This is a genomic window from Rhodococcus sp. OAS809 (genome assembly GCF_040546695.1).
GTDB classification, from domain to species: Bacteria; Actinomycetota; Actinomycetes; order Mycobacteriales; family Mycobacteriaceae; genus Rhodococcus_F; species Rhodococcus_F qingshengii.
This window is the reverse complement of sequence record NZ_JBEPOI010000002.1, coordinates 921,038-942,262: the sequence shown is the minus strand read 5'-3', so window position 1 is coordinate 942,262 and position 21,225 is coordinate 921,038. Positions and strand designations below refer to the sequence as shown.

Genomic DNA, 21,225 nt, shown 5'->3' with positions numbered 1-21,225 from the left:
CACGACCACCGATGAAACCTGGTTCGCCTTCCGGCGAAAGTGGTCGTGAGCGCTTTGTGACCCGTCAGGGGCCGAAAGTGCTCACAGGCACGTAGTGCCTACTAGCCGCGGATCATGTTGCGAAGCACGTACTGCAGGATGCCGCCGTTGCGGTAGTAATCCGCTTCGCCGGGGGTATCGATGCGTACGACTGCGTCGAACACGACCTTCTCGCCGTTCTCGCGCGTCGCCGTGACCTTCATGGTCTTCGGGGTGACGCCCTCGTTGAGCTTCTCGACACCTTCGATGTCGAAGGTCTCGGTGCCGTCGAGCTTGAGCGAACCTGCGGACTCGCCGACCGGGAACTGCAGCGGGACAACGCCCATGCCGATCAGGTTGGAGCGGTGGATGCGCTCGAACGACTCGGTGATGACGGCCTTGACGCCGAGCAGGCTCGTGCCCTTGGCTGCCCAGTCACGCGAGGATCCGGAGCCGTACTCCTTGCCGCCCAGGACGACCAGCGGGATGCCGGCTGCCTGGTAGTTCTGCGACGCGTCGTAGATGAATGCCTGCGGTGCGCCTTCCTGCGTGAAGTCGCGGGTGTAACCACCCGAGACGTCGTCGAGGAGCTGGTTGCGCAGACGGATGTTCGCGAACGTTCCGCGAATCATGACCTCGTGGTTACCGCGACGCGAGCCGAGCGAGTTGTAATCCGCACGCTCGACGCCATGGGAGTCGAGGTACTGCGCAGCGGGGGTACCGACCTTGATCGGACCTGCCGGGCTGATGTGGTCGGTGGTGACCGAGTCGCCGAGCAGTGCGAGGACGCGAGCGCCCTTGATGTCCTTGACCGGAGCCGGATCCATCGTCATGCCGTCGAAGTAAGGTGGCTTCCGCACGTAGGTGGAGTTCTCGTCCCACTCGAAGGTGTCACCCTTCGGGGTTTCGAGGTTCTGCCAGCGGCTGTCGCCCGCAAAGATGGTTGCGTACGACTTGCGGAACATGTCCTGGTCGATCGAGGACTTGATGGTCTCTTCGATTTCCTGCGTGGACGGCCAGATGTCCTTGAGGTAGACGGGGTTTCCGTCGGTGTCGTTACCGAGCGAATCGGTCTCGAAGTCGAAGTCCATGGTTCCGGCGAGGCCGTAGGCAATCACGAGCGGCGGGGAAGCCAGGTAGTTCATCTTGACGTCGGGGGAGATACGTCCCTCGAAGTTACGGTTACCCGAGAGCACCGCGGTGACCGAGAGGTCGTTGTCGTTGATCGCCTTCGAGACTGCCTCGGGCAGCGGTCCGGTGTTACCGATGCACGTGGTGCAGCCGTAACCACCGAGGTAGTAACCGAGCTTCTCGAGGTACGGCCACAGGCCGGCCTTCTCGTAGTAGTCGGTGACGACCTGCGAACCGGGAGCCATGTTGGTCTTGACCCACGGCTTGGTGGCGAGGCCCTTTTCGACGGCGTTGCGTGCGAGCAGTGCAGCGCCGAGCATGACCGACGGGTTGGACGTGTTGGTGCAGGAGGTGATACCTGCAACGACGACGGCGCCGTGGTCGAGAACGAACTCACCGGCGTCGGACTTGACGACGACCGGCTTGCTCGGACGGCCTTCTGCACCGTTGGCAGCAGAGAGAACGTCGACCGCTCCGTCGTCGGCAAACGACAGAACCGCGGGATCGGAAGCCGGGAAGGACTCTTCGACGGCCTCGTCGAGCTGGGTGTGCTCGGTCGGGTGGTTCTCTTCCACGTAGTTGTGGATGTCCTTGCGGAACGCAGTCTTGGACTCCGACAACAGGATTCGGTCCTGCGGGCGCTTCGGGCCGGCGATCGAGGGAACAACGGTTCCCAGATCCAGCTCGATGTACTCCGAGAAGACGGGTTCCTTGTCGGGGTTGTGCCACAGGCCCTGTTCCTTGGCGTACGCCTCGACGAGAGCGAGCTGCTCGTCGCTGCGGCCGGTGAGGCGCAGGTATTCGATGGTCTCGGCGTCGATCGGGAAGATCGCTGCGGTGGAACCGAATTCGGGGCTCATGTTGCCCAGCGTCGCGCGGTTCGCGAGCGGAACCTCGGCAACACCGTTGCCGTAGAACTCGACGAACTTGCCGACGACGCCGTGCTTACGGAGCATCTCGGTGGCGGTGAGCACGACGTCGGTTGCGGTGACGCCGGGCTTGATCTCACCGGAGAGCTTGAAGCCGACGACGCGGGGGATCAGCATGGAGACGGGCTGGCCGAGCATTGCTGCCTCGGCCTCGATGCCGCCGACGCCCCAGCCGAGCACGCCGAGGCCGTTGACCATCGTGGTGTGCGAGTCGGTGCCGACACAGGTGTCGGGGTATGCCTGTCCGTTACGCGACATGACGGTGGGTGCCAGGTACTCGATGTTGACCTGGTGAACGATGCCCATTCCCGGGGGGACGACCTTGAAGTCGTCGAATGCGCCCTGGCCCCAACGGAGGAACTGGTAACGCTCGCCGTTGCGCTCGTATTCGAGGTCGACGTTGCGCTCGAGTGCGTCGGCCTGGCCGAAGACGTCGAGGATGACCGAGTGGTCGATGACCATGTCGGCGGGGGAGAGCGGGTTGACCTTGTTCGGGTCGCCGCCGAGGGTGGTGACGGCCTCACGCATGGTGGCGAGGTCGACGATGCAAGGAACGCCGGTGAAGTCCTGCATGATCACGCGGGCAGGCGTGAACTGGATTTCGATGCTCGGCTCGGCTGAGGGATCCCAGCTTGCGATTGCGCGGATGTGATCCGCGGTGATGTTGGCGCCGTCTTCGGTGCGGAGAAGGTTCTCGGCGAGAACCTTCAAGGAATAGGGCAATTTCTCGGTGCCGGGGACGGCCGAGAGGCGGAAGATCTCGTAAGAGTTCTCACCGACCTCGAGGGTTCCCTTGGCTCCGAATGAATCGATACTGGTGCTCACGTCTGCTCCACTCGTCTATGAGGGTCGCTACCGACGGGGCTGTGTCGGCAGCTGAAGCGAGGTACTTCGGCCGGGAAGATCCTCCGTAGCTCACGCCAATCGCACAGTTCGCGTGAGAACTGTCCGAACATCGGAGCTGCAGTAGAACCTGTCCTGACCGGTGGTACCTCTTGGTCCAAGTCTAACAGTACGCTTGTCCTGTGAGAATTCAGGGCAAGTTGACCGAAACAATCTTCATGCAGACTGCGGGCCTGCGCAACGCAGGCTTGGCTGGGTGACCGCACCCACAGCTACCGCTCGGGCGGCACGCGCGGCGGTTGTGTGTGACGCCTGGTGGCAGTCGACCTGAAGTAGGGTGCATGCAGGCCCGTCGCGGGTCGGCCGCCGAAAAACGACCTCGGAAGAACTCCCCGCATCTCAGCGGTGGACGGAATCCGAACAGCACCCGGATGAGAGATGTCTGCTCCTACAAATCACGCTTTTGCGCCTGTGCACGTGAAGTCCCCGTTGCACGTCGCTGTTCCGTCGGACGTCGATCTCGACGACGTGCTCGCGGACATTTCGACGGACGGCGTCTCCGCCCCCGCGGATGATGTTGCGGGGCTGACCGCGGTGGTGACCGACGCTCGTGAACGTGGTGTCGACTTGAGCGTCGTAGTAGTCGACGCAAATCCGGGCCGGCCGTCCGATCTTCGAGACCTGGCCACGACGGTCGGCAAAACAGAAGGCGGAACGGTTCTCGTTCTGAGCCCTGACTGGATGGGTAGCTACAGCGATTCGATCAGTCGAGTGCAGCTCGAAACTGCACAGGACCGATCTTTCGGCGAAAGCGCAAGCGTGACCGCGGACCGCTTCTCGCACGAGATCGTGGCGCCAGGTCCGCCGTGGACGCTTTACACGGTCCTTGTCATCGCAGTGGTGGCGGTTATTGCCGGAATTACCTTTGCCGTCAAGTGGCGGCGAGAGCCAGAAAACGCGCAAACCAGACATATCGCTTCGCCTTCGGAAACACCAGCACCATCCGACCACCGGGCCGATTCCGTCTGACCTTGGTCCTCTTGCGAGATTTTCAGTAACTCGTCGAAAACAGGTACTCACCGCTGTTTGCGGTGAGTACCTGCCCTTTTTGGTGCCTGCATGCCATTCGACCAGCTCAAATACCGTTTGTGTTATTTGTGGCTAAAGTTTCCAAAGAGCGCTTGAGTGTCGTACGGTACAACTGGCACTTTTTGGGGAAGAAGTGTCGCAGACAGGCTGATGTTGTTCGACGCGTACTTGTCGGTTGCCTCGTTCTCGAGGTGTCGACGGTGGCGTTCGTACGGCACGTCCAGGTCGACGAGCAGCTCTCGGGCTGTGGGCGACCGGTGCTTGGTCTGCGCATTCCCTCCCCGCACGGATCGGCGACCCAGCGGGCCGTGGCGTTACACGCGAGGGAGAGTTATTTGTGAGGCAAGTAACACGTGGCGGCGAGTCCCGTCGTGGTCCTTCCCGTAAATCGATGCGCCTGGCGCAACTGGTCATCGGATTCGGCGTCGTCGGATCCCTGATCGTCGGGACGCCGGCCATGTCCTCGGCCGTACCGCCACCGCCGCCGAATCCGAGTGACTCGGATATCGCCGCGGCAGATTCGCAGGTCTCGTCGAGCGTCGGCACCGTCAGCGCGCTCATCAATCAAGTCGCATCGGCAAACGAACAGTTGTCGGCACTCGACAACGAAGTTGCGATCAAGCGTGAAGACGTCAACAAGACTCTCGTGGATCTGCAGAACGCTCGCGGCGCCGCAGACTCCGCAGCGCAGGCCGTCGGAGTCACGAAACAAGCTCTGAAGGACGCGTCGGCGCAGATCGAGGTCGCTCAGACGGACTTCGACAAGTACGCACGCTCGAGCTACGTCAAGGGCACCAATACTGCGTCGATCTCGTCGTTCCTCGACGCCAAGGGTCCTGGCGACGTTCTCGACCGCGCCCAGGTCCTCAAGCTTCTCGCCAATACGCAGAGTGCAGTGCTCGACGGTCTCCAGCGAGCACGCACCGAGCAGGCGAACAAGGATTCCGCGACCCGCCAGGCCAAGCAGCAGGCCGATGCCGCCGCCGAGGTCGCGGCACAACTGAAGGATCTGGCGGAGCAGGCGATTCAGATCGCGCGCAACGCTCTCGATCAGCAGGTAGCCAAGAAGGCCGCGATCGAAGCCGAGCGCAACTCTGCCCAGGCTCAGCTCGACGCCGCCCGCAACGCCGTCGCCGGCTTGCAGGGTCAACGCCAGGCATACGCGACCTGGGACGAACAGCGCCGTGCCGAGGAAGCGCATCAGAAGGCTCTCGAAGCCGCTGCCAAGGAAGCGGCCGCTCAGGCCGCCGCCCGTGCCGCAGCCGACCAGGCAGCCAAGGATCGAGCTGCCGCACTGGCAGCAGCCCAGCGTCCGCACACCGCGGTCGAAGACCCGACTCCGACCGTCATCCCCGACGACGACGACACCTGGACTGACGAAGAAACAGGGACCGACGAGGAAACAGGCACGGACGAAGAGACCGGCACCGACGAGGAAACGGTCACGACGCCCAAGCCCACCACCCCGAAGCCGACGACGCCGAAACCCACCACTCCGAAGCCTTCCGTCACCGGAAGCGCTGCAATCGAATCCGTCATCGACCGCGGAATGTCTCAGCTAGGCGTGCAGTATGCCTGGGGCGGCGGCGACGAGAACGGTCCGACGCGAGGCATCCGTGACGGCGGCGTCGCTGACAGTTACGGCGACTTCAACAAGGTCGGGTTCGACTGCTCCGGCTTGATGATTTATGCCTTTGCCGGCATCGGGATCTCGCTGCCGCACTACACCGGCTATCAGTACACCGCAGGCACTCAGGTTCCGTCTTCGGAGATGAAGCGCGGCGACATGATCTTCTACGGCCCCAACGCCAGCCAACACGTGGCGCTCTACCTCGGTAACGGTCAGATGCTCGAGGCACCACAATCCGGTTCGAGTGTCATGGTCTCACCGGTTCGGTGGGGCGGAATGACGCCGTACGCCGTCCGTCTTGTGTCCTGACCGTCAGAGGAAATGCCGCTGACACCCGCATTGTCAGGGAAGTATCAAGTTCCCGACGTGGTGTTACGGCATCGAGCGCAACTACCTGGAATAGTTGACGGGGAACACGTTACTGTCGGTACTTTTCTAGGTGAAAGCGATGGATTCTTGGTGACCTCACGTGAAGATTCGGTCGGAACGGTCGACGTAAGCAAGGCGAGTGGAAGTGCGGACGGAGCAGCACCTTCCCTGGCAGCCGACGTTCAGACCTTGGAACGAGCGATTTACGAGGTCAAGCGAGTCATCGTCGGGCAGGACCGGCTTGTCGAGCGCATTCTCGTCGGACTTCTCGCCAAGGGGCACGTCCTCCTCGAAGGCGTACCCGGTGTCGCCAAGACGCTGGCCGTCGAGACTTTCGCGAAGGTCGTCGGCGGTTCGTTCTCCCGCGTCCAGTTCACCCCGGACTTGGTGCCCACCGACCTGATCGGCACGCGCATCTACCGTCAGGGCCGCGAGGAGTTCGACACCGAACTCGGCCCCGTCGTCGCCAACTTCGTGTTGGCCGACGAGATCAACCGTGCCCCGGCCAAGGTGCAGTCCGCGCTCCTCGAGGTGATGGCAGAACGCCACGTCTCGATCGGTGGCAAGCGGTACCACATGCCCGATCCGTTCCTGGTGATGGCGACGCAGAACCCCATCGAGAACGAGGGCGTCTATCCGCTCCCCGAAGCGCAGCGCGACCGCTTCCTGTTCAAGATCCTCGTCGATTACCCGACAGTGGAGGAAGAACGCGAAATCGTCTACCGGATGGGCGTCGCGGCGCCGGAGCCGCACCAGATCCTCGGTCCGGAGGAGTTGGTCAGGCTCCAACGCGTCGCCAGCAACGTCTTCGTTCACCACGCGCTCGTCGATTACGTTGTCCGGGTCATCGCCGCTACGCGTACGCCGCGTGAAGTCGGACTCGAGGACGTCGCAGGCTGGATCGCGTACGGCGCCTCACCCCGCGCGACGCTCGGCATCATCGCCGCGTCGCGGGCCCTCGCTCTCGTCCGCGGGCGCGACTACGTAGTGCCGCAGGACGTCATCGAGGTGATCCCGGACGTGTTGCGTCACCGTCTCGTTCTTTCCTACGACGCCATGGCCGACGAGGTGACTCCCGACGCCGTCATCGCCCGGGTGCTGCAGACCGTCGGACTGCCGCAGATCGCCGCGCGGTCGGTCCCCACCGTTCCCGGTCCGCCCCAGCAGGGCGCACCACAAGCACCGCAGTTCAACGCACCGGGCACAGCTAACCCACAGGGCACAGCTAATCCGCAGGGCAACGGCGCGCCGATCGCGACCGCTGAGACGATGAGTCGCCCGCAGTGACCGAAGGCCGCGACGGTGGCCAGGCGACACCCGCCGGATCCACCGGTTCTCCGCCGTCGTTCCGATCCGGCGAGCTCAGCGACCCCAAACTCACCGCTGCGCTGCGCACCCTCGAGCTGACGGTTCGCCGTCGCCTCGACGGTGTGCTGCACGGCGATCATCTCGGCCTGATTCCCGGTCCGGGTTCGGAGCCGGGAGATGCCCGCGAGTATCAGCCGGGCGACGACGTGCGGCAGATGGACTGGTCCGTCACAGCACGGACGACGCACCCACACGTGCGTCAGTCGGTCGCAGATCGTGAGCTCGAGACGTGGCTCGTCATCGACTTGTCCGCAAGTCTCGACTTCGGGACCGCCGGATGCGAGAAGCGCGACCTGGTCGTCGCCGCAGCCGCGGCCATCACTCACCTGACCAGTTCGGGCGGTAACCGCGTCGGCGCCATCATCTCGACCGGCGCACAGACAACTCGAATTCCGGCCCGCGGTGGGCGAATTCACGCACAGGCGATGCTCCGCAAGATCGCGACGACTCCGCACGCGCCGGACGGGGTACGCGGTGATCTGGTCGGCGCGATCGAAGCGCTCAGACGCCCACAGCGTCGACGCGGACTCGCGGTGGTCATCAGCGACTTCCTCGGACCGATCGACTGGGAACGCTCGCTGCGCGCCATTTCAGGACGGCACGACGTGCTCGGTGTGGAAGTGGTCGATCCGCGAGACCTCGAACTGCCCGACGTGGGTGACGTGGTGCTCCACGATCCCGAGTCCGGCCGGACCAGAGAATTCACCACGACGCCGCAATTGCGCGCCGACTTCGCCAGAGTCGCCGCCGAGCACCGCGTCGAGGTCAGGCAAGCTCTACGTCGTTGCGGCGCACCGCTCATGTCCCTGCACACCGATCGGGACTGGATTGCCGACGTCGTGAGATTCATCTCGGCACGCCGACACAGTTATGGTGCCGGCGCCGGAACTGGGGGCGTTCGTTCGTGAGTCTTTCTCAATTCACCGCACCGTGGTGGCTGCTGTTCCTCGCTGTCATCGCCGCGTTGGTGGTCGGTTACGTACTCGTGCAGAAGCAGCGGGCCAAGCACACACTTCGGTTCACGAACTTCGCGCTACTGGAGAAGGTCGCGCCTTCGCGACCCGGGCGGTGGCGTCATATTCCAGCGATTCTGATGGTCGTCGCGTTGGTGTTCTTCACCGTCGCCCTTGCCGGTCCGACGGCAGACAAGAAGGTCCCGCGAAACCGCGCCACGGTGATCCTCGTGATCGACGTGTCGCTGTCGATGCAGGCCACCGACGTCGAGCCGACGCGATTGGCAGCAGCGCAGGAAGCTGCGAAGTCGTTCGCCGACGGTCTGACTCCCGGCATCAACCTCGGGTTGGTCGCATTTGCCGGAACGGCTTCGGTTCTGGTGTCGCCCACCACGAATCGTGACGCGACGAAGGTCGCCATCGACAACCTCAAGCTCAGTGAGCGAACGGCGACGGGCGAAGCGATCTTCACCTCGTTGCAGTCGATCGACACGCTGTCGGCTGTTCTCGGCGGCAGCGATCAGGCGCCACCGGCGCGCATCGTGTTGCTGTCCGACGGTAAGCAGACCGTTCCCGAAAACTCGGACGATCCGCGGGGCGGATTCACCGCTGCCCGTCAGGCCAAGGACAAGGGCGTTCCGATCTCGACCATTTCCTTCGGAACGACATACGGGCGAGTCGAGATCGAAGGAGACCGAATCCCCGTCCCGGTCGACGACGCGTCATTGAAGGAGATCGCCAACCTTTCCGGCGGAAGTTTCTTCACGGCATCGAGCCTCGAAGAACTGCGCCAGGTGTACGACACGCTCGAAGAGCAGATCGGTTTCGAGACGACACGAGGCGATGCGAGTCGACCGTGGTTGGTTCTCGGCGTCGTGTTCGCGACCGCTGGTCTGACGATTGCCCTGGTACGCAGGCAGCGTCTGCCCTGATCGAGAGCAGTTCCGAATTGTCCAAATACCGCTGGTACGCGGCCCGCAGAGAATTGATAGGTTGATCGCCATGTCTACCCCTCCCACGACAGTGGTTTCCGAACGGACCGTCACCACACCGCGCTCGGTGCTCGTCACCGGCGGTAACCGCGGAATCGGCTTGGCCGTCGCTCAGCGGCTCGCCGCAGACGGCCACAAGGTAGCCGTCACGCACCGCGGTTCCGGTGTCCCCGAAGGGTTGTTCGGCGTCGTGTGCGACGTCACCGACACCGAGTCGATCGACCGTGCATTCAAAGAGGTCGAAGCGCACCAGGGTCCGGTCGAGGTCATCGTCGCCAATGCCGGCGTCACCGACGACACACTGATCATGCGAATGAGCGAAGAGCAGTTCACGAGCGTCGTCGACGCGAACCTCACCGGTACGTTCCGCCTCTCGAAGCGTGCGACCCGGTCGATGCTGCGCGCGCGTTTCGGACGGTTCATCTTCCTCGGCTCTGTGGTGGGTCTGGCAGGTCAAGCCGGCCAGGTCAACTACGCCGCGTCCAAAGCAGGCATCGTCGGTATCGCTCGTTCCCTGACAAGGGAACTCGGCTCACGTTCGATCACCGCCAACGTCGTCGCTCCCGGGTTCATCGAGACCGACATGACGGCAGCACTGGGCGACGACGTCAAGGACAAGGCCACCGAGTTCATCCCGTTGCAGCGGACCGGAAAGCCGGAAGATGTTGCAGCAGTTGTCAGTTTCCTCGCCTCCGACGATTCGGCCTACGTCTCGGGTGCGGTCATCCCCGTCGACGGTGGACTCGGCATGGGGCACTGACCCGCTTTTCGCACACACACCTTTCTCGTACGTCTGAAATCAGGAGGACATCTCATGGGCGGCTTGCTCGAGGGTAAGACCATTCTTGTCACCGGCATCATCACCGATTCGTCGATCGCGTTCCACGTGGCCAAGGTCGCGCAGGAGCAGGGCGCGAAGGTACTGATCACCGGATTCGATCGTCTGCGCCTCATCGATCGCATCGCCCAGCGACTGCCGCAGCCCGTGCCGCCGGCAATCTCGCTCAACGTCCAGAGCTCGGAGGATCTCGCATCTCTCGCCGAGCGTGTGCGCGAGCTGGCTCCCGAGGGTATCGACGGCGTCGTCCACTCGATCGGCTTCGCTCCCCGCTCCTGCCTGGGAAGCCCGTTCATGGACGCGCCGTGGGAAGACGTGGCGGTCGCACTCGAGGTGTCCGCATACTCGTACAGCGCACTGGCCAAGGCCTTGCTGCCAGTGCTCAACGACAACGCGTCCATCGTCGGTATGGACTTCGATCCGGCGCGCGCGATGCCGTTCTACAACTGGATGGGTGTCTCCAAGGCGACCCTCGAGGCCGTCAATCGGTACGTGGCCAAAGAGGTCGGCGTCCGCGGCATCCGCTCGAACCTGGTGTCCTCCGGCCCGATCAAGACCTTGGCCGCCAAGGCCATTGCCGGTGACAGCACCGGTCCGGGCGCGGAGTTGGACAAGCTGAACACCGCATGGGACGGTGCTGCGCCCATCGGCTGGGACGTCGACGATCGCGAGCCGGTCGCCAAAACGGTCTGCACCGTTCTCTCGGATTGGTTGCCCGGCACGACCGCGTCGATCATCTACGTCGACGGCGGCTTCCACGCGATGGTCGGCTAGTAGCACCCCTTCTACTACGCAGGTGAGTACCCGGGTGACTCCCGCCGAACGGCATCGCGCAAGATTGAACTCATGACCGTAAGTATGGACATGCAGTTCGATGCTCTTCTCGTTTTGTCGTTCGGCGGTCCCGAAAAACCCGAAGACGTACGGCCGTTCCTCGAAAACGTCACGCGCGGTAGGGGAGTGCCACCGGAGCGGCTCGACGCTGTCGTCGAGCACTACATGCATTTCGGTGGAGTTTCGCCCATCAACGCGCTCAACCGAGACCTGATCGAACGGGTCGAAGGTGAGCTGGCAGCAGCCGGCGTGGATTTGCCCGTGTACTTCGGCAACCGCAACTGGCACCCGATGGTCGAAGACACCGTTGCCAAGATGCGCGAGGACGGTGTCCGCAACGCCGCCGTGTTCGCCACGTCGGCGTGGGGTGGTTACTCCGGATGTCGGCAGTACCACGAGGACATCGCCCGTGCCCGTGAGGCGGTCGGTGACGGCGCACCGACGCTGACAAAACTTCGCCAGTACTACGACCATCCGCTGGTCGTCGGCGCGTTCGCCGACGGTGTGCGCGCGGCCCGCGCAGAGTTGCCCGAAGCGACTCGCGATACTGCGCGCCTGGTGTTCACCGCGCATTCGGTACCGAGTGCCGCAGACCGCAATGCAGGGCCTCCGGCAGAGGGCGGAAACCTCTACAGTCGACAGGTCGCCGAGGCCGCGAAGTTGGTTGCCGAGGCCGTCGGCGCCGAGGATTTCGATCTGGTGTGGCAGTCGCGATCAGGCCCGCCGCAGGTTCCGTGGCTGGACCCCGACATCTGTGATCACCTGGATACGTTGTCCGCCAAGGATGTTCGCGCCGTGATCGTGTGCCCCGTCGGTTTCGTCTCCGATCACCTCGAAGTGGTGTGGGACCTGGACACCGAGGCCAAGGACAAGGCAGCCGAACTCGGGATGGATTTCGTTCGGGCAGCAACACCCGGCCGCGATCAGCGTTTTGCGCAGCTGGTGCCCACGCTCGTTCGGGAACTGGCCGAGGCCGAGCAGCCACTGCGACTGGGGGTCGAGCCGCTGCTCGGCTCGACCACCAACGGTCTCTCGTGTGCGGTCAATTGCTGCGCGGCCGTTCAGCGTCCCCGCTGACGGTCCGGCGCTCAGGTGTTCGGATGCTTGAGCTTTCCGCAGGGCCCGGGAACGGTGGACGTGCTGCGCGAGGTGAGGAGCGTCTCGACGATCTGTCGATCCTCGGGGCTCAGTGACGGGTCTATGTAGTTGAGTTCGGGCGCGCCCAGTTCGCGGACTCGCCCGGCGAGGGTCGCGACAAACGAGACGCGTTCTTCGTCGTCGTCGTTGACGTCGTGGATCTGCAGCACCGACACCGGAAACTTGCGCAGCGTCACAGGCAGGAAGCGGGCGCCGAGCACATGGTCGACGTTGAATCCCGCCCACTGCCCCTGGTTGGCCTCCACGCATTCGGCGTCGGAGTGAATTACGCTCTCGCCGATGTACTTACGTGCGGGCAGCATCTTCTTGGGTGCAAGTTCGGATGCGCCCTGCTGAAGGACGGGAAAGTCGCCGTCCGAGTACAACCAGGGCTGGTTGGCCATCTTGATCAACCGACCGGCGTCCAGATCCGGGAGATAGCGAGACTTGAGGAGAAACGCGACGCTGTCGACCGAGATGCCCAGCAGTTCTGCGGCCTTCTGTCGGCTCATCGCGAACGTCGGGGCATTCTTCGGGGCGATCTGGATCAAATTGACCATGCGAACTCCTGTAAGTGTTCAATTGTTGCGGGTTTGGTACAGCTGACATGACAATTCGCCGATTATCAACCTCTAGCTGATTTCCGACTTGTAGATGAGTCGGTTGTCACCATCCGAGTTCACGCAACCGGGGATCTCCGATCCCGAAGTGGTGGCCGATTTCGTGGATCACTGTTCGGCGAACTTGCTCGATCACCTCGTCTTCGGTGCTGCAGATCGCACAGATGGCCCTGCGGTAGATCGTGATGCGGTCGGGAAGGACGCCGGCGTACGTGGTGGTTCTCTTGGTCAGTGGGATGCCCTGATACAGCCCGAGTAGCCCCGGTCGTCCACCTTCGAGTTGAACGGTCACTGCGACATTGGCCATCTCCGCACCCAATTTCGGTGGCAGGCTGTCGAGCGCCCGCTTGACCATGTCCTCGAACTGGCTGTCGTCCACGTCGATCATTTGCCCATTGTGCGTGCGGGGGCGGGATCCGGGTGTGTCCATGTGGAAACAGTGCAGCTTACGGCTATGTTCATTGCGTGGCCGAAGACCTCTATCACCGTTACGAATTCACATTCATCGTTCAGATGCTGACAGTCTCGCAAGAGCAGGCGATCGAAGAGAGCTTGGGCGGAAGGGTCGAGGACCGACGCGGGCTGCAGCTGCTGACGCTCACCTCGGAAGGTATGCGAGCGGCGACAACGGCTATCACAGTGGTGGACCAGTTGGTGGCTGCAGGCGTGCGTCCCCAGCGGACACATCCCGATCTGGTGTCACGTCAGGACATTGCCGACCGTGCGGGGGTGACGCGGCAAGCTGTCGGGCAGTGGGTGCGAGGGGTCCGGCAGGCGGCTACGCCTTTCCCGATTCCGTACAACTCGGTTGCCGGGGGGATCTGGTTCTGGGGCGACGTCCTGGATTGGTTGCGCCGTCAGGGGTACAGCCAGGACGCCGGTTTGCGCTACCCGACGCTGGATGAACATATTCGCATCGACCGCCATATCGCGATCAATCACAAGACTGTGGGTTGATCGATCAAAAGGTTTGCTTGAAAATAGCTATTGAAACAAACCGACGGTAGGTATAAAGTCCCTAAATACCTCAATCAATCTATCGGTGCGTCGGTCCTGCTCTGGGGGGAGTCTGGTCTGCGCTGCAGATACCCGAGCATGCGAGCAGGAATTCATGGTTTCGACCCCCGAAGTACGACCGATGCCCAAATCGGCCGCGCTCACGACTTCTGTGGCTATTTCCAGCGATGGAGCAACGGCGAAGCTACGTGAAGGTGTATCGGGCAGGGGCCGTCTGCGAGCGGCGACGGCGGCGCTGTTCCGGCGCTCACGCCCACGTATGACCTTCGCGCCACCGTTGAGCGTGCTTCTTCTCGTCACCTCCGACAACGGTCTCTCGCAGCGGGCCGGTCTTGTTCTTCGCGAGGCGGGACACCAAGTCCGTACAGCCGTCGTCGCCGACGCGGACGCAGTGCTGGCCGCGACTTCTTCGGGAGATTTTGACCTCGTCATCTGCCCGTTTTTGAAAGCCTATGTCCCGGAATCTGTTTGGCAGCGGTGGACAACGATCATCATCCATCCCGGCCCGCCCGGAGATCGCGGGCCGTCGTCGCTGGACTGGGCGATAACGGATGGCGAACCGATCTGGGGTGTCACGGCATTGCAGGCCGCTGAGGAACTCGACGCCGGGCCGGTGTGGGCCTGGCGGACGTTCGAACTCCGGAACGGGGCAACCAAATCCTCGGTATACAACGAGGAAGTCACCGACGCGGCGATGGAGTGCATTACGGAGGTCGTCGAACATTTCCGTACTCCTGACTTCCAGGCGATCCCATCGGACCGAGTTGCGCGGCCCGTGGCATCGGCCCGATCGAGGCCCAGCATGAAACAGGCCGATCGCGTTTTCAGCTGGGAGGAAGACGCGTCGAGCATCGTCCGCGCCGTCAACGCCGCCGACGGGTTTCCCGGCGTCGCCGTTCAGTTGGGGCTCGACCGGGTCTACGTCTACGACGCTCACCTCGATACCCACGTCGATGCAGCGCCCGGCACCATCGTCGAGTACTTCCACCAGGCAATACGTGTTGCCACCGGTGCGGGCTCCGTTTGGATCGGACATGCGCGGCTCGTCGGCGCCGGCAATGTCAAACTTCCGTCGACCGCGGTCGTACGTCCGGACGTGTTCGTTCCACAGGTCTGGGAGAGTCGTTACCCCGAGACCGACTATCACCGCGACGGCGAAATCGGATATATCTCGTTCCGCTTCTACAACGGTGCGATGAGTACGAAGCAATGCGCGCGACTGGCCTCCAGGCTCCGCTGGGCGATCGCGCAGGACACCAAGATCCTTGTCCTGACGGGTGACTACGACAGATTCAGCAACGGTATCCACCTCAACGTCATCGAGGCCGCGTCGGATCAAGCCGGAGAAGCGTGGGCCAACATCAAAGCCATCAACGAGATCGCGAAAGCGATCGTCACCTGTACGGAACAGGTTGTGGTGGCGGCATTCACAGGCAACGCCGGTGCCGGCGGGGTCATGCTCCCGCTTGGAGCCGACGTAGTCGTGGCCAGGGACGGTGTGGTTCTCAATCCTCATTACGCCACGATGGGCCTGTTCGGCTCGGAACTGCACACGTACACACTTCCGGCTCGGGTCGGCGAGCAGCAGGCCCGCAGTCTGCTGGCCGAGTGCAGTGCGATAGGCATCCGTCGAGCCTTGGACATCGGACTTGTCGACGCGATCGGCCCCAGGCGGCCGGATCTGTTCGAGGCGTGGTTGCGCGAGGTCGCCACCGACTTGCTCGAAGGAGATCGGCTGGAATCGATGCTGGAGCGCAAACGTCTTCGACTGGAACGTGATCCGGTGGAGCCCTACGAGGAGCGTGAGCTCGAAGAGATGAAGATCGACACGTTCGGTGACCGCAACGGGTTTGCCGAGAAACGCCGGAACTTCGTGCTCAAGCTCTGATCGACACGCTGTTCGCCGACGCGACACGGGCAGTGCGAACAACGTCCCACAGTCGTCGCAGCAGGTCGTCACGCCTCTGCGCAGTGGACACGCTCGGGGCCTGGTTGGTCGATACCGACGCAGCCACGGTGAGAATGGCTGCCACGTTGTCGGCTGTGTCGATCACCTGTAGATGGCGAGGTGACAGTGTCGACGGCCAGCGGTGTCCGGCCTGTGCCTGCAGGGCTTCGGCGACCAGCGTACGAGCGTCGTTTCCAGGTATTCCGGTGGCTACGGCCGGAAGCCCGCCGAGCACCTCGGCTGCGTCCCGAACAGCTTGGCGCAGTTCGTATTCGGCTTCGCGGAGTCCGATCGATTCGGCGCTGCCCGCCACAGTGGGAATGGAGAAGACCGTCCATCGCAAGACGTCCGGGCCTTCCTTCGACGGCACGAGTCCGACTCCCGGCTTGCCGACGGCGCCGATCTGTATCCCTTCACCCGTTGCGATCGCAGCGCGCGCGAACTCGGTCCCGGTGGGCAGACCACGTACATCACCAGCCGTAGGAAGGACCAGGCGGACCTCGGCAGCCTCCGAGCGTGCGATTCTGAGCAGGGTGGGCACACCGGAAGCCGTGACTCCCGGCCATTCGAGATCGTGGCGGACCGCGGTTTCCGCATCGGCGGCGCCGATCAGGTGCATCGGTGCCCACGCGGCAAGGGCGTCGATGACGTCGTCCGGCGCAGCGTCGCCGGCGAGCCATGACGCTGCCCACACGGTGAGGGTTGCGCTGGGAGAACTCATGACCGTGAAGTTTAGTTCGGCGTGGCGACATGCGCGGCCCCGGCGTTGTGACCTAGCGTGATCCGGCGTGAGCGGTGGCAACGGATACGGTGACATTTTTGCGGGTCATACCCGCAAACAGAAGCGCGTGACGCCTGAAGTGGCGGCCGAGCGTGATCTTGTCGTCGAGGATGCGGCGACGGGATTCTGCGGTGCGGTAGTCGGTTTCGAGCGCACGTACGACGGCGATTTCGTGCGGCTCGAGGACGGTCGTTCCCGAACGCGGTTGTTCGCGATGCGCGAGGCGGCCTTCCTCATCGACGGCGCACCGGTCACCCTCGTACGCCCGGCCCCCAAGCCCGTGTCCACCAAACCCGCACGGTCGGCTTCGGGTTCGACGCGAGTCGAAGGCTTACGCGCCCGCACGGCACTGCCCAGCCGGATCTGGGTGGAGGGAGTACACGATGCTGCCCTCGTCGAGCGGGTGTGGGGTCACGATCTTCGCGTCGAAGGTGTTGTCGTCGAACATCTCGAAGGACTCGACAATCTGGGGGAGCGGCTTGCCGAATTCGGGCCTGGTCCCGGCCGCCGCGTCGGGGTCCTGGTCGACCACCTGGTCACCGGTTCCAAGGAAACCCAACTGACTCAGGGCCTCGGCCCGGACGTGTTGGTGACCGGGCACCCGTACATCGACGTGTGGGAGGCCGTTCGTCCCAAATCTGTCGGAATCGCCTCCTGGCCGAAGATTCCACGCGGCGAGGATTGGAAGACGGGAATCTGCCGCGAACTGGGCTGGGGGACACCTCAGGAGGGCTGGCGGCGGGTCTACAACTCGGTCGAGAGCTTCCGCGATCTGGAAGCTCCTTTGATCGGTGCAGTCGAACAACTTGTCGATTTCGTTACCGAGCCGAACTGACGTAGCGGCGGCCTGGGTCACACATTCTGGTTAGATGGTGTTGTGGCTGCACTTATTTGGCTGATCGGAGCACTGGTGCTCGCCGGGGCCGAAGCGCTGGTGGGGGATTTCTTCCTGCTGATGCTCGCCGGTGGGGCGCTCGCTACTGCCGGTGTCAGTGCTGTCACCGACTTCCCGGTGTGGGTCGACGCCGTCATGTTCGGAGTGTTCTCCGCCGCCCTCGTCCTGGGCGTGCGACCGATCATGTTGCGTCGCTTCGGTAGTCCGCCGCCGACCCCGACCGGAATACAGGCACTCGAAGGTAAGCACGCTCTGGTTCTGGAAGAAGTGGGCGAGCATTCCGGGCAGGTCAAGTTGGACGGCGAGGTGTGGACTGCCAGGCCGTACGACACTACCGAGGTGTATCCGCCGGGCACCAAGGTGACGGTGATGGAAATCAACGGCGCAACAGCAGTCGTCTGGAGGGGACCTTAATGGCAGCACTCATAGTGCTCGGTGTGTTGGTGCTATTCGTGATCTTGGTGGTCGCGAAGTCGGTAGCACTGGTACCGCAGGCAGAAGCCGCGGTGATCGAGCGGCTCGGTAGGTATTCGAAGACGGTGTCCGGGCAGCTCACGTTCTTGATCCCGTTCGCCGATCGTGTGCGCGCCAAGGTGGATCTTCGTGAGCGGGTGGTCTCCTTCCCACCGCAACCGGTGATCACCCAGGACAACCTGACACTGTCCATCGACACGGTGGTGTACTTCCAGGTCACCAATCCGCAAGCTGCGGTGTACGAGATCAGCAACTACATCGCTGCCGTCGAGCAGTTGACAACCACGACGCTGCGAAACGTCGTCGGCGGAATGACCCTCGAAGAGACGCTGACCTCGCGTGATTCCATCAATGGTCAGCTTCGTGGTGTCCTCGACGAGGCGACCGGCCGCTGGGGCCTGCGAGTGGCCCGCGTCGAACTCAAGAGCATCGATCCTCCGCCCTCCATCCAGGAGTCGATGGAAAAGCAGATGAAGGCGGACCGCGAGAAGCGCGCGATGATTCTGACGGCTGAAGGCCACCGCGAATCCGCTATCAAGACAGCCGAGGGCGCCAAGCAGAGCCAGATTCTTTCCGCCGAGGGCAACAAGCAGGCCTCGATCCTCAACGCCGAGGGTGAGCGTCAGTCCCAGATTCTTCGGGCCCAAGGTGACCGCGCGGCCAAGTACTTGCAGGCCCAAGGCGAGGCCAAGGCCATCGAGAAGGTTTTCGCTGCAATCAAGTCCGGTAAGCCGACTCCGGAATTGCTTGCATACCAGTATCTTCAGACGTTGCCGCAGATGGCGCAAGGCGATGCGAACAAGGTGTGGCTCGTACCCAGCGACTTCGGTGACGCGCTGAAGGGATTTGCCAAAACGCTTGGCGCGCAAGGGCAGGATGGCGTTTTCCGGTACGAGCCGCCGGCCGCCGAAGAGAATCTTCCCAATCCTGAGGACGATTCAGCCGAGGTGGCGGAGTGGTTCGAGACCAAATCCGATCCGGCTATCGCGGAAGCAGTGCGCGCTGCTGAAGTTGCTGCACGCACACCGGTCGAAGACCCGGCAGCTGCGGTCAGGCACCGCCGTGAGAGTGCGCCCGAGCAGCCTGGATTCGTAGATCCCGCGTTGCCACAGCAGGGCGAAAATCCTTGGCCGGGTCAGTTGCCGCTGCCGCCCGAGCGTGAAGATTTCCAGCAGAAGTACCCGTACCAGGGGCAGCCGCCCGAGGGTGGCCAGCGCCAGTAGACGCCTCTCGTAGCGAACGTTGATCGGGACGGGCACTCATCACCTACGTGATGAGTGCCCGTCCCGTTCCGCATACGGCGATCGCCCAGAGGACACTGACGAAGGTTCCCATGATGAACTGCTCGGACGCATGAGGTTCGCGAAGTTCCGGGTACCGCGCGAGCCCCTTGACTGCCAAGACGATCGCGATCCCCTCCGGCCAGGTTGCGAGAATCGATGCCGCCACCGCGAGCCGTTCGAGGATGCCGATCACACGTCCGCCGCGAAGAGGTCCGGCGTCCGGTGCCGGGCTCCCGTCCGGTTGGCGACGAGCGATCTTGAAGGTGGCAAGTACCAACGGTGCACCGGCCGTGGCGGCGGCAAGTACGCACAGGACAAGCGTCGCCCCGAGAGCGAAACCGGTGACCGGGGTCGTTCGGGTCGATGCCAGTGCGGCAACACCCAGCGCCGGAAGAGCCACCACGGACGACGCCCATTCGGGGACTTCCAGTCGACCACGACTGAGCGGTCCCAGTGCCGCTGCAACTGCTGGTGCCGCGGCGGCGACGGCGAGCGCGATCAACGCCAGAACGACCATGTATTCGAGCCCCCTGCTGTGTCGACGAGTTTGTACCGGTGCGAGCGTGAGCAGTCTAGGGCTGGAGTCTGACCAAAAGTCGTTCTGCGAGTCTGCGCCCGGCGAGTTCTGCGTGCCACCCGGCTGTCAGGAGTCGCTTGGACATGGCCTGTTTGGTGATTCCGAGGTGGGCCGCTGCGCTGACCTGAGTGAGTCCGCTGTCCATCAGGGCGATGGCTTCGCGTCCGTCCTTCGTCTGTCTCGTGACGATCGTTCCGAGCAAGGTGAACGCGGCATCGACATCTGCGGCGAGTTCGTCGCGTGAGCTGTCCGCCGGCGCCTGTTCGACGGCAATTCTGGCCGGAGCTCGCTTGGCTCGCTCGACGGCGATCCGAGCAGCTTCGAATGCCGGTCCGCGTCCGGCCCGGGTCTGCCGTGGGAGAGGCTGCTCGACGGGACCGATCCCGATCCCGACACTCCAGTGCTCGCGCCGAATCAGCTCGAGTGCGACGAGGACGAGTAGCGCCGGATCGTCGGTCACCGCTTGAATCTCGTCGCCCGCTGTGCGCTCGAACGGCCGCAGGAGCCTGCAATCGGCCATGTCGTCGATGATGTCCCCGACGCGGTCGACATCCCGTCGGCTACCTCGCTGATCCACCGTCAGTACAAACATTAGTCAATGCTAGATAGTTGACTTTCAATAGTCAATCGTTTTGGGTTGACTCAATCAAATCAACCTCTTGGGGTTGACCGTTATCAACGATGGTTTCGCCCGGTGAAGGCTGACGGCGAGCGTCGAACACCAGACCGGCGATGCCGATCGCAATGCAGATCCCGGACAGAATCAGGAGACGAGGATCGGCTTCGCCGGAGAGCGCATCGCCCAGAACGACAATCCCAACAGTGCCGGGCAAGATGCCGACGACGGTGGCAAGGATGTAGGGCACGATCCGGATCGACGAAATGCCGCAGCAGTAGTTCACCACCGAGAAGGGGACAAACGCGATCAAGCGCAGAGAGCCGACGGCCAGCCACCCCCGCTTTTCGATCCGCTCGTCCACCCGCCGGATCGTCGGACTCGAAATCCGTTGCCACACGACGTCGCGGCCGATGGCGCGGACCAGGTAGAGGGCCAGAACGGCGCTCACAGTCGTTGCCGCCACGGTAAGAGCGATGCCGGTCACCGAGCCGAAGAGAACCCCCGCGCTGAGCGTGAAGACGGTGCGCGGGAACGGCGCGACGGTGACTATCGAATGAACCAGGAAGAACACGAGGGGAAACGCCGGGCCAACCGAGTCCGCCCACTCTCGCACCTGGGACACCGTGGGATGTGGGGCGAGGAGGGCTGCGAGGAACAAAGCGAGCACTACCAGGACTATTGCGATCAATCTTCGGTCCAGCAGGCGTCCCATCACAGGTCACAAGGCTACCTGCGAACGGTGAACCGGGCCGACTGCCGACCCGCAATCGTGAGTCGAACATCGCCACGGGGGCGGGAAAGCGACGTGCTCCAGGCGACAATGAAACGGCGCTGTGACGAAAACCACTAGGCTTTCGGAGTGGCCTTCACCTGCAGTCCC

At 63.2% G+C, this 21,225-nt stretch carries 20 protein-coding genes; 13 read left to right on the top strand and 7 right to left on the bottom strand.

Features of this window, described 5'->3' with window-relative positions:
• Window positions 1-101: 101 nt before the first annotated feature.
• The gene (gene acnA / locus ABIE52_RS07280; protein WP_007727883.1) at window positions 102-2,903 is read right to left on the bottom strand and encodes an aconitate hydratase AcnA; all 2,802 of its coding nucleotides are present in this window, start codon (window positions 2,901-2,903) and stop codon (window positions 102-104) included.
• A 456-nt stretch (window positions 2,904-3,359) separates the two neighbouring features.
• Here acnA and ABIE52_RS07275 point away from each other — a divergent pair, with 456 nt between their 5' ends.
• The 8 genes from ABIE52_RS07275 (at window position 3,360) to ABIE52_RS07240 (ending at window position 12,071) form a co-directional block, all read left to right on the top strand.
• Window positions 3,360-3,950 (top strand): Rv1476 family membrane protein, encoded by a 591-nt coding sequence (locus tag ABIE52_RS07275; RefSeq protein WP_070162284.1) that lies wholly within the window; start codon window positions 3,360-3,362, stop codon window positions 3,948-3,950.
• 451 nt (window positions 3,951-4,401) lie between these two features.
• Window positions 4,402-5,949 (top strand): NlpC/P60 family protein, encoded by a 1,548-nt coding sequence (locus ABIE52_RS07270; RefSeq protein ID WP_003944866.1) that lies wholly within the window; start codon window positions 4,402-4,404, stop codon window positions 5,947-5,949.
• Window positions 5,950-6,099: 150 nt separating this feature from the next.
• A complete protein-coding gene (locus ABIE52_RS07265; RefSeq protein ID WP_192712424.1) occupies window positions 6,100-7,296 on the top strand; it encodes an AAA family ATPase in 1,197 nt (398 codons plus the stop codon).
• Window positions 7,293-8,285 carry a DUF58 domain-containing protein gene (locus tag ABIE52_RS07260; RefSeq protein ID WP_003944991.1) on the top strand — a complete coding sequence of 331 codons (993 nt, stop codon included), beginning with the start codon at window positions 7,293-7,295 and terminating at the stop codon, window positions 8,283-8,285. The genes ABIE52_RS07265 and ABIE52_RS07260 overlap by 4 nt, the downstream gene beginning before the upstream one ends.
• Entirely contained in the window at window positions 8,282-9,262 is a 981-nt protein-coding gene (locus ABIE52_RS07255) for a VWA domain-containing protein (protein WP_019748426.1), read from the top strand. Before ABIE52_RS07260 ends, ABIE52_RS07255 begins: the two co-directional genes overlap by 4 nt.
• 70 nt (window positions 9,263-9,332) lie before the next feature.
• Window positions 9,333-10,082 (top strand): 3-oxoacyl-ACP reductase FabG1, encoded by a 750-nt coding sequence (fabG1, locus tag ABIE52_RS07250; protein ID WP_007727875.1) that lies wholly within the window; start codon window positions 9,333-9,335, stop codon window positions 10,080-10,082.
• A 54-nt stretch (window positions 10,083-10,136) separates the two neighbouring features.
• A complete protein-coding gene (gene inhA / locus ABIE52_RS07245) occupies window positions 10,137-10,934 on the top strand; it encodes an NADH-dependent enoyl-ACP reductase InhA (protein ID WP_003944803.1) in 798 nt (265 codons plus the stop codon).
• 84 nt (window positions 10,935-11,018) lie between these two features.
• Window positions 11,019-12,071: a ferrochelatase gene (locus ABIE52_RS07240; protein ID WP_047270404.1), complete on the top strand. Its 1,053-nt coding sequence runs from the start codon at window positions 11,019-11,021 to the stop codon at window positions 12,069-12,071.
• Between the two features lie 11 nt (window positions 12,072-12,082).
• On the opposite strand, the gene ABIE52_RS07235 is transcribed toward ABIE52_RS07240, so the two are convergent.
• Together ABIE52_RS07235 and ABIE52_RS07230 are read right to left on the bottom strand one after the other, a co-directional pair.
• Window positions 12,083-12,691: a transcriptional regulator gene (locus ABIE52_RS07235; RefSeq protein ID WP_192712422.1), complete on the bottom strand. Its 609-nt coding sequence runs from the start codon at window positions 12,689-12,691 to the stop codon at window positions 12,083-12,085.
• A 106-nt stretch (window positions 12,692-12,797) separates the two neighbouring features.
• On the bottom strand, window positions 12,798-13,139 hold the full coding sequence (locus ABIE52_RS07230; RefSeq protein ID WP_003944783.1) for a metallopeptidase family protein: 342 nt from the start codon (window positions 13,137-13,139) through the stop codon (window positions 12,798-12,800).
• Window positions 13,140-13,216: 77 nt separating this feature from the next.
• Here ABIE52_RS07230 and ABIE52_RS07225 point away from each other — a divergent pair, with 77 nt between their 5' ends.
• Both ABIE52_RS07225 and ABIE52_RS07220 read left to right on the top strand, forming a co-directional pair.
• Window positions 13,217-13,708, top strand: coding sequence for a hypothetical protein (locus ABIE52_RS07225; protein WP_192712421.1), 492 nt, complete (start codon window positions 13,217-13,219; stop codon window positions 13,706-13,708).
• Window positions 13,709-13,862: 154 nt separating this feature from the next.
• Window positions 13,863-15,656 carry an enoyl-CoA hydratase-related protein gene (locus ABIE52_RS07220; RefSeq protein WP_192712420.1) on the top strand — a complete coding sequence of 598 codons (1,794 nt, stop codon included), beginning with the start codon at window positions 13,863-13,865 and terminating at the stop codon, window positions 15,654-15,656.
• On the opposite strand, the gene ABIE52_RS07215 is transcribed toward ABIE52_RS07220, so the two are convergent.
• Window positions 15,646-16,437, bottom strand: coding sequence for an Rv1486c family protein (locus ABIE52_RS07215; RefSeq protein WP_042449131.1), 792 nt, complete (start codon window positions 16,435-16,437; stop codon window positions 15,646-15,648). The genes ABIE52_RS07220 and ABIE52_RS07215 overlap by 11 nt on opposite strands.
• A gap of 67 nt (window positions 16,438-16,504) precedes the next feature.
• Between ABIE52_RS07215 and ABIE52_RS07210 the strand changes: the two genes are divergently transcribed.
• From ABIE52_RS07210 to ABIE52_RS07200, 3 genes are read left to right on the top strand one after another with little or no spacing between them, the layout of a single operon-like run.
• The gene (locus ABIE52_RS07210; RefSeq protein ID WP_042919794.1) at window positions 16,505-17,332 is read left to right on the top strand and encodes a DUF3097 domain-containing protein; all 828 of its coding nucleotides are present in this window, start codon (window positions 16,505-16,507) and stop codon (window positions 17,330-17,332) included.
• Window positions 17,333-17,374: 42 nt separating this feature from the next.
• Complete coding sequence (locus ABIE52_RS07205; RefSeq protein WP_003944877.1) at window positions 17,375-17,806, top strand: NfeD family protein; 432 nt, start codon at window positions 17,375-17,377, stop codon at window positions 17,804-17,806.
• Window positions 17,806-19,089 carry an SPFH domain-containing protein gene (locus tag ABIE52_RS07200; protein ID WP_192712419.1) on the top strand — a complete coding sequence of 428 codons (1,284 nt, stop codon included), beginning with the start codon at window positions 17,806-17,808 and terminating at the stop codon, window positions 19,087-19,089. Before ABIE52_RS07205 ends, ABIE52_RS07200 begins: the two co-directional genes overlap by 1 nt.
• Before the next feature lie 43 nt (window positions 19,090-19,132).
• Here ABIE52_RS07200 and ABIE52_RS07195 read toward each other — a convergent pair whose 3' ends face one another.
• The 3 genes from ABIE52_RS07195 to ABIE52_RS07185 are packed head-to-tail and all read right to left on the bottom strand — an operon-like array spanning window position 19,133 to window position 21,057.
• Entirely contained in the window at window positions 19,133-19,666 is a 534-nt protein-coding gene (locus tag ABIE52_RS07195; RefSeq protein ID WP_003944797.1) for a hypothetical protein, read from the bottom strand.
• A gap of 55 nt (window positions 19,667-19,721) precedes the next feature.
• A complete protein-coding gene (locus tag ABIE52_RS07190) occupies window positions 19,722-20,318 on the bottom strand; it encodes a hypothetical protein (protein WP_042449124.1) in 597 nt (198 codons plus the stop codon).
• A 31-nt stretch (window positions 20,319-20,349) separates the two neighbouring features.
• Window positions 20,350-21,057 carry a TVP38/TMEM64 family protein gene (locus tag ABIE52_RS07185; RefSeq protein WP_007727829.1) on the bottom strand — a complete coding sequence of 236 codons (708 nt, stop codon included), beginning with the start codon at window positions 21,055-21,057 and terminating at the stop codon, window positions 20,350-20,352.
• Window positions 21,058-21,225 lie beyond the last annotated feature (168 nt).

What these genes read in the sequence shown, in the direction of transcription:
- fabG1 (WP_007727875.1), top strand. Translation starts at nt 9,333, where the DNA reads ATGTCTACCCCTCCCACGACAGTGGTTTCCGAACGGACCGTCACCACA.
- ABIE52_RS07185 (WP_007727829.1), bottom strand. Translation starts at nt 21,057, where the DNA reads ATGGGACGCCTGCTGGACCGAAGATTGATCGCAATAGTCCTGGTAGTG.
- ABIE52_RS07270 (WP_003944866.1), top strand. Translation starts at nt 4,402, where the DNA reads ATGCGCCTGGCGCAACTGGTCATCGGATTCGGCGTCGTCGGATCCCTG.
- ABIE52_RS07275 (WP_070162284.1), top strand. Translation starts at nt 3,360, where the DNA reads ATGTCTGCTCCTACAAATCACGCTTTTGCGCCTGTGCACGTGAAGTCC.
- ABIE52_RS07215 (WP_042449131.1), bottom strand. Translation starts at nt 16,437, where the DNA reads ATGAGTTCTCCCAGCGCAACCCTCACCGTGTGGGCAGCGTCATGGCTC.
- inhA (WP_003944803.1), top strand. Translation starts at nt 10,137, where the DNA reads ATGGGCGGCTTGCTCGAGGGTAAGACCATTCTTGTCACCGGCATCATC.
- ABIE52_RS07220 (WP_192712420.1), top strand. Translation starts at nt 13,863, where the DNA reads ATGGTTTCGACCCCCGAAGTACGACCGATGCCCAAATCGGCCGCGCTC.
- ABIE52_RS07235 (WP_192712422.1), bottom strand. Translation starts at nt 12,691, where the DNA reads ATGGTCAATTTGATCCAGATCGCCCCGAAGAATGCCCCGACGTTCGCG.
- ABIE52_RS07230 (WP_003944783.1), bottom strand. Translation starts at nt 13,139, where the DNA reads ATGATCGACGTGGACGACAGCCAGTTCGAGGACATGGTCAAGCGGGCG.
- ABIE52_RS07195 (WP_003944797.1), bottom strand. Translation starts at nt 19,666, where the DNA reads ATGGTCGTTCTGGCGTTGATCGCGCTCGCCGTCGCCGCCGCGGCACCA.
- ABIE52_RS07190 (WP_042449124.1), bottom strand. Translation starts at nt 20,318, where the DNA reads ATGTTTGTACTGACGGTGGATCAGCGAGGTAGCCGACGGGATGTCGAC.
- ABIE52_RS07240 (WP_047270404.1), top strand. Translation starts at nt 11,019, where the DNA reads ATGGACATGCAGTTCGATGCTCTTCTCGTTTTGTCGTTCGGCGGTCCC.
- ABIE52_RS07200 (WP_192712419.1), top strand. Translation starts at nt 17,806, where the DNA reads ATGGCAGCACTCATAGTGCTCGGTGTGTTGGTGCTATTCGTGATCTTG.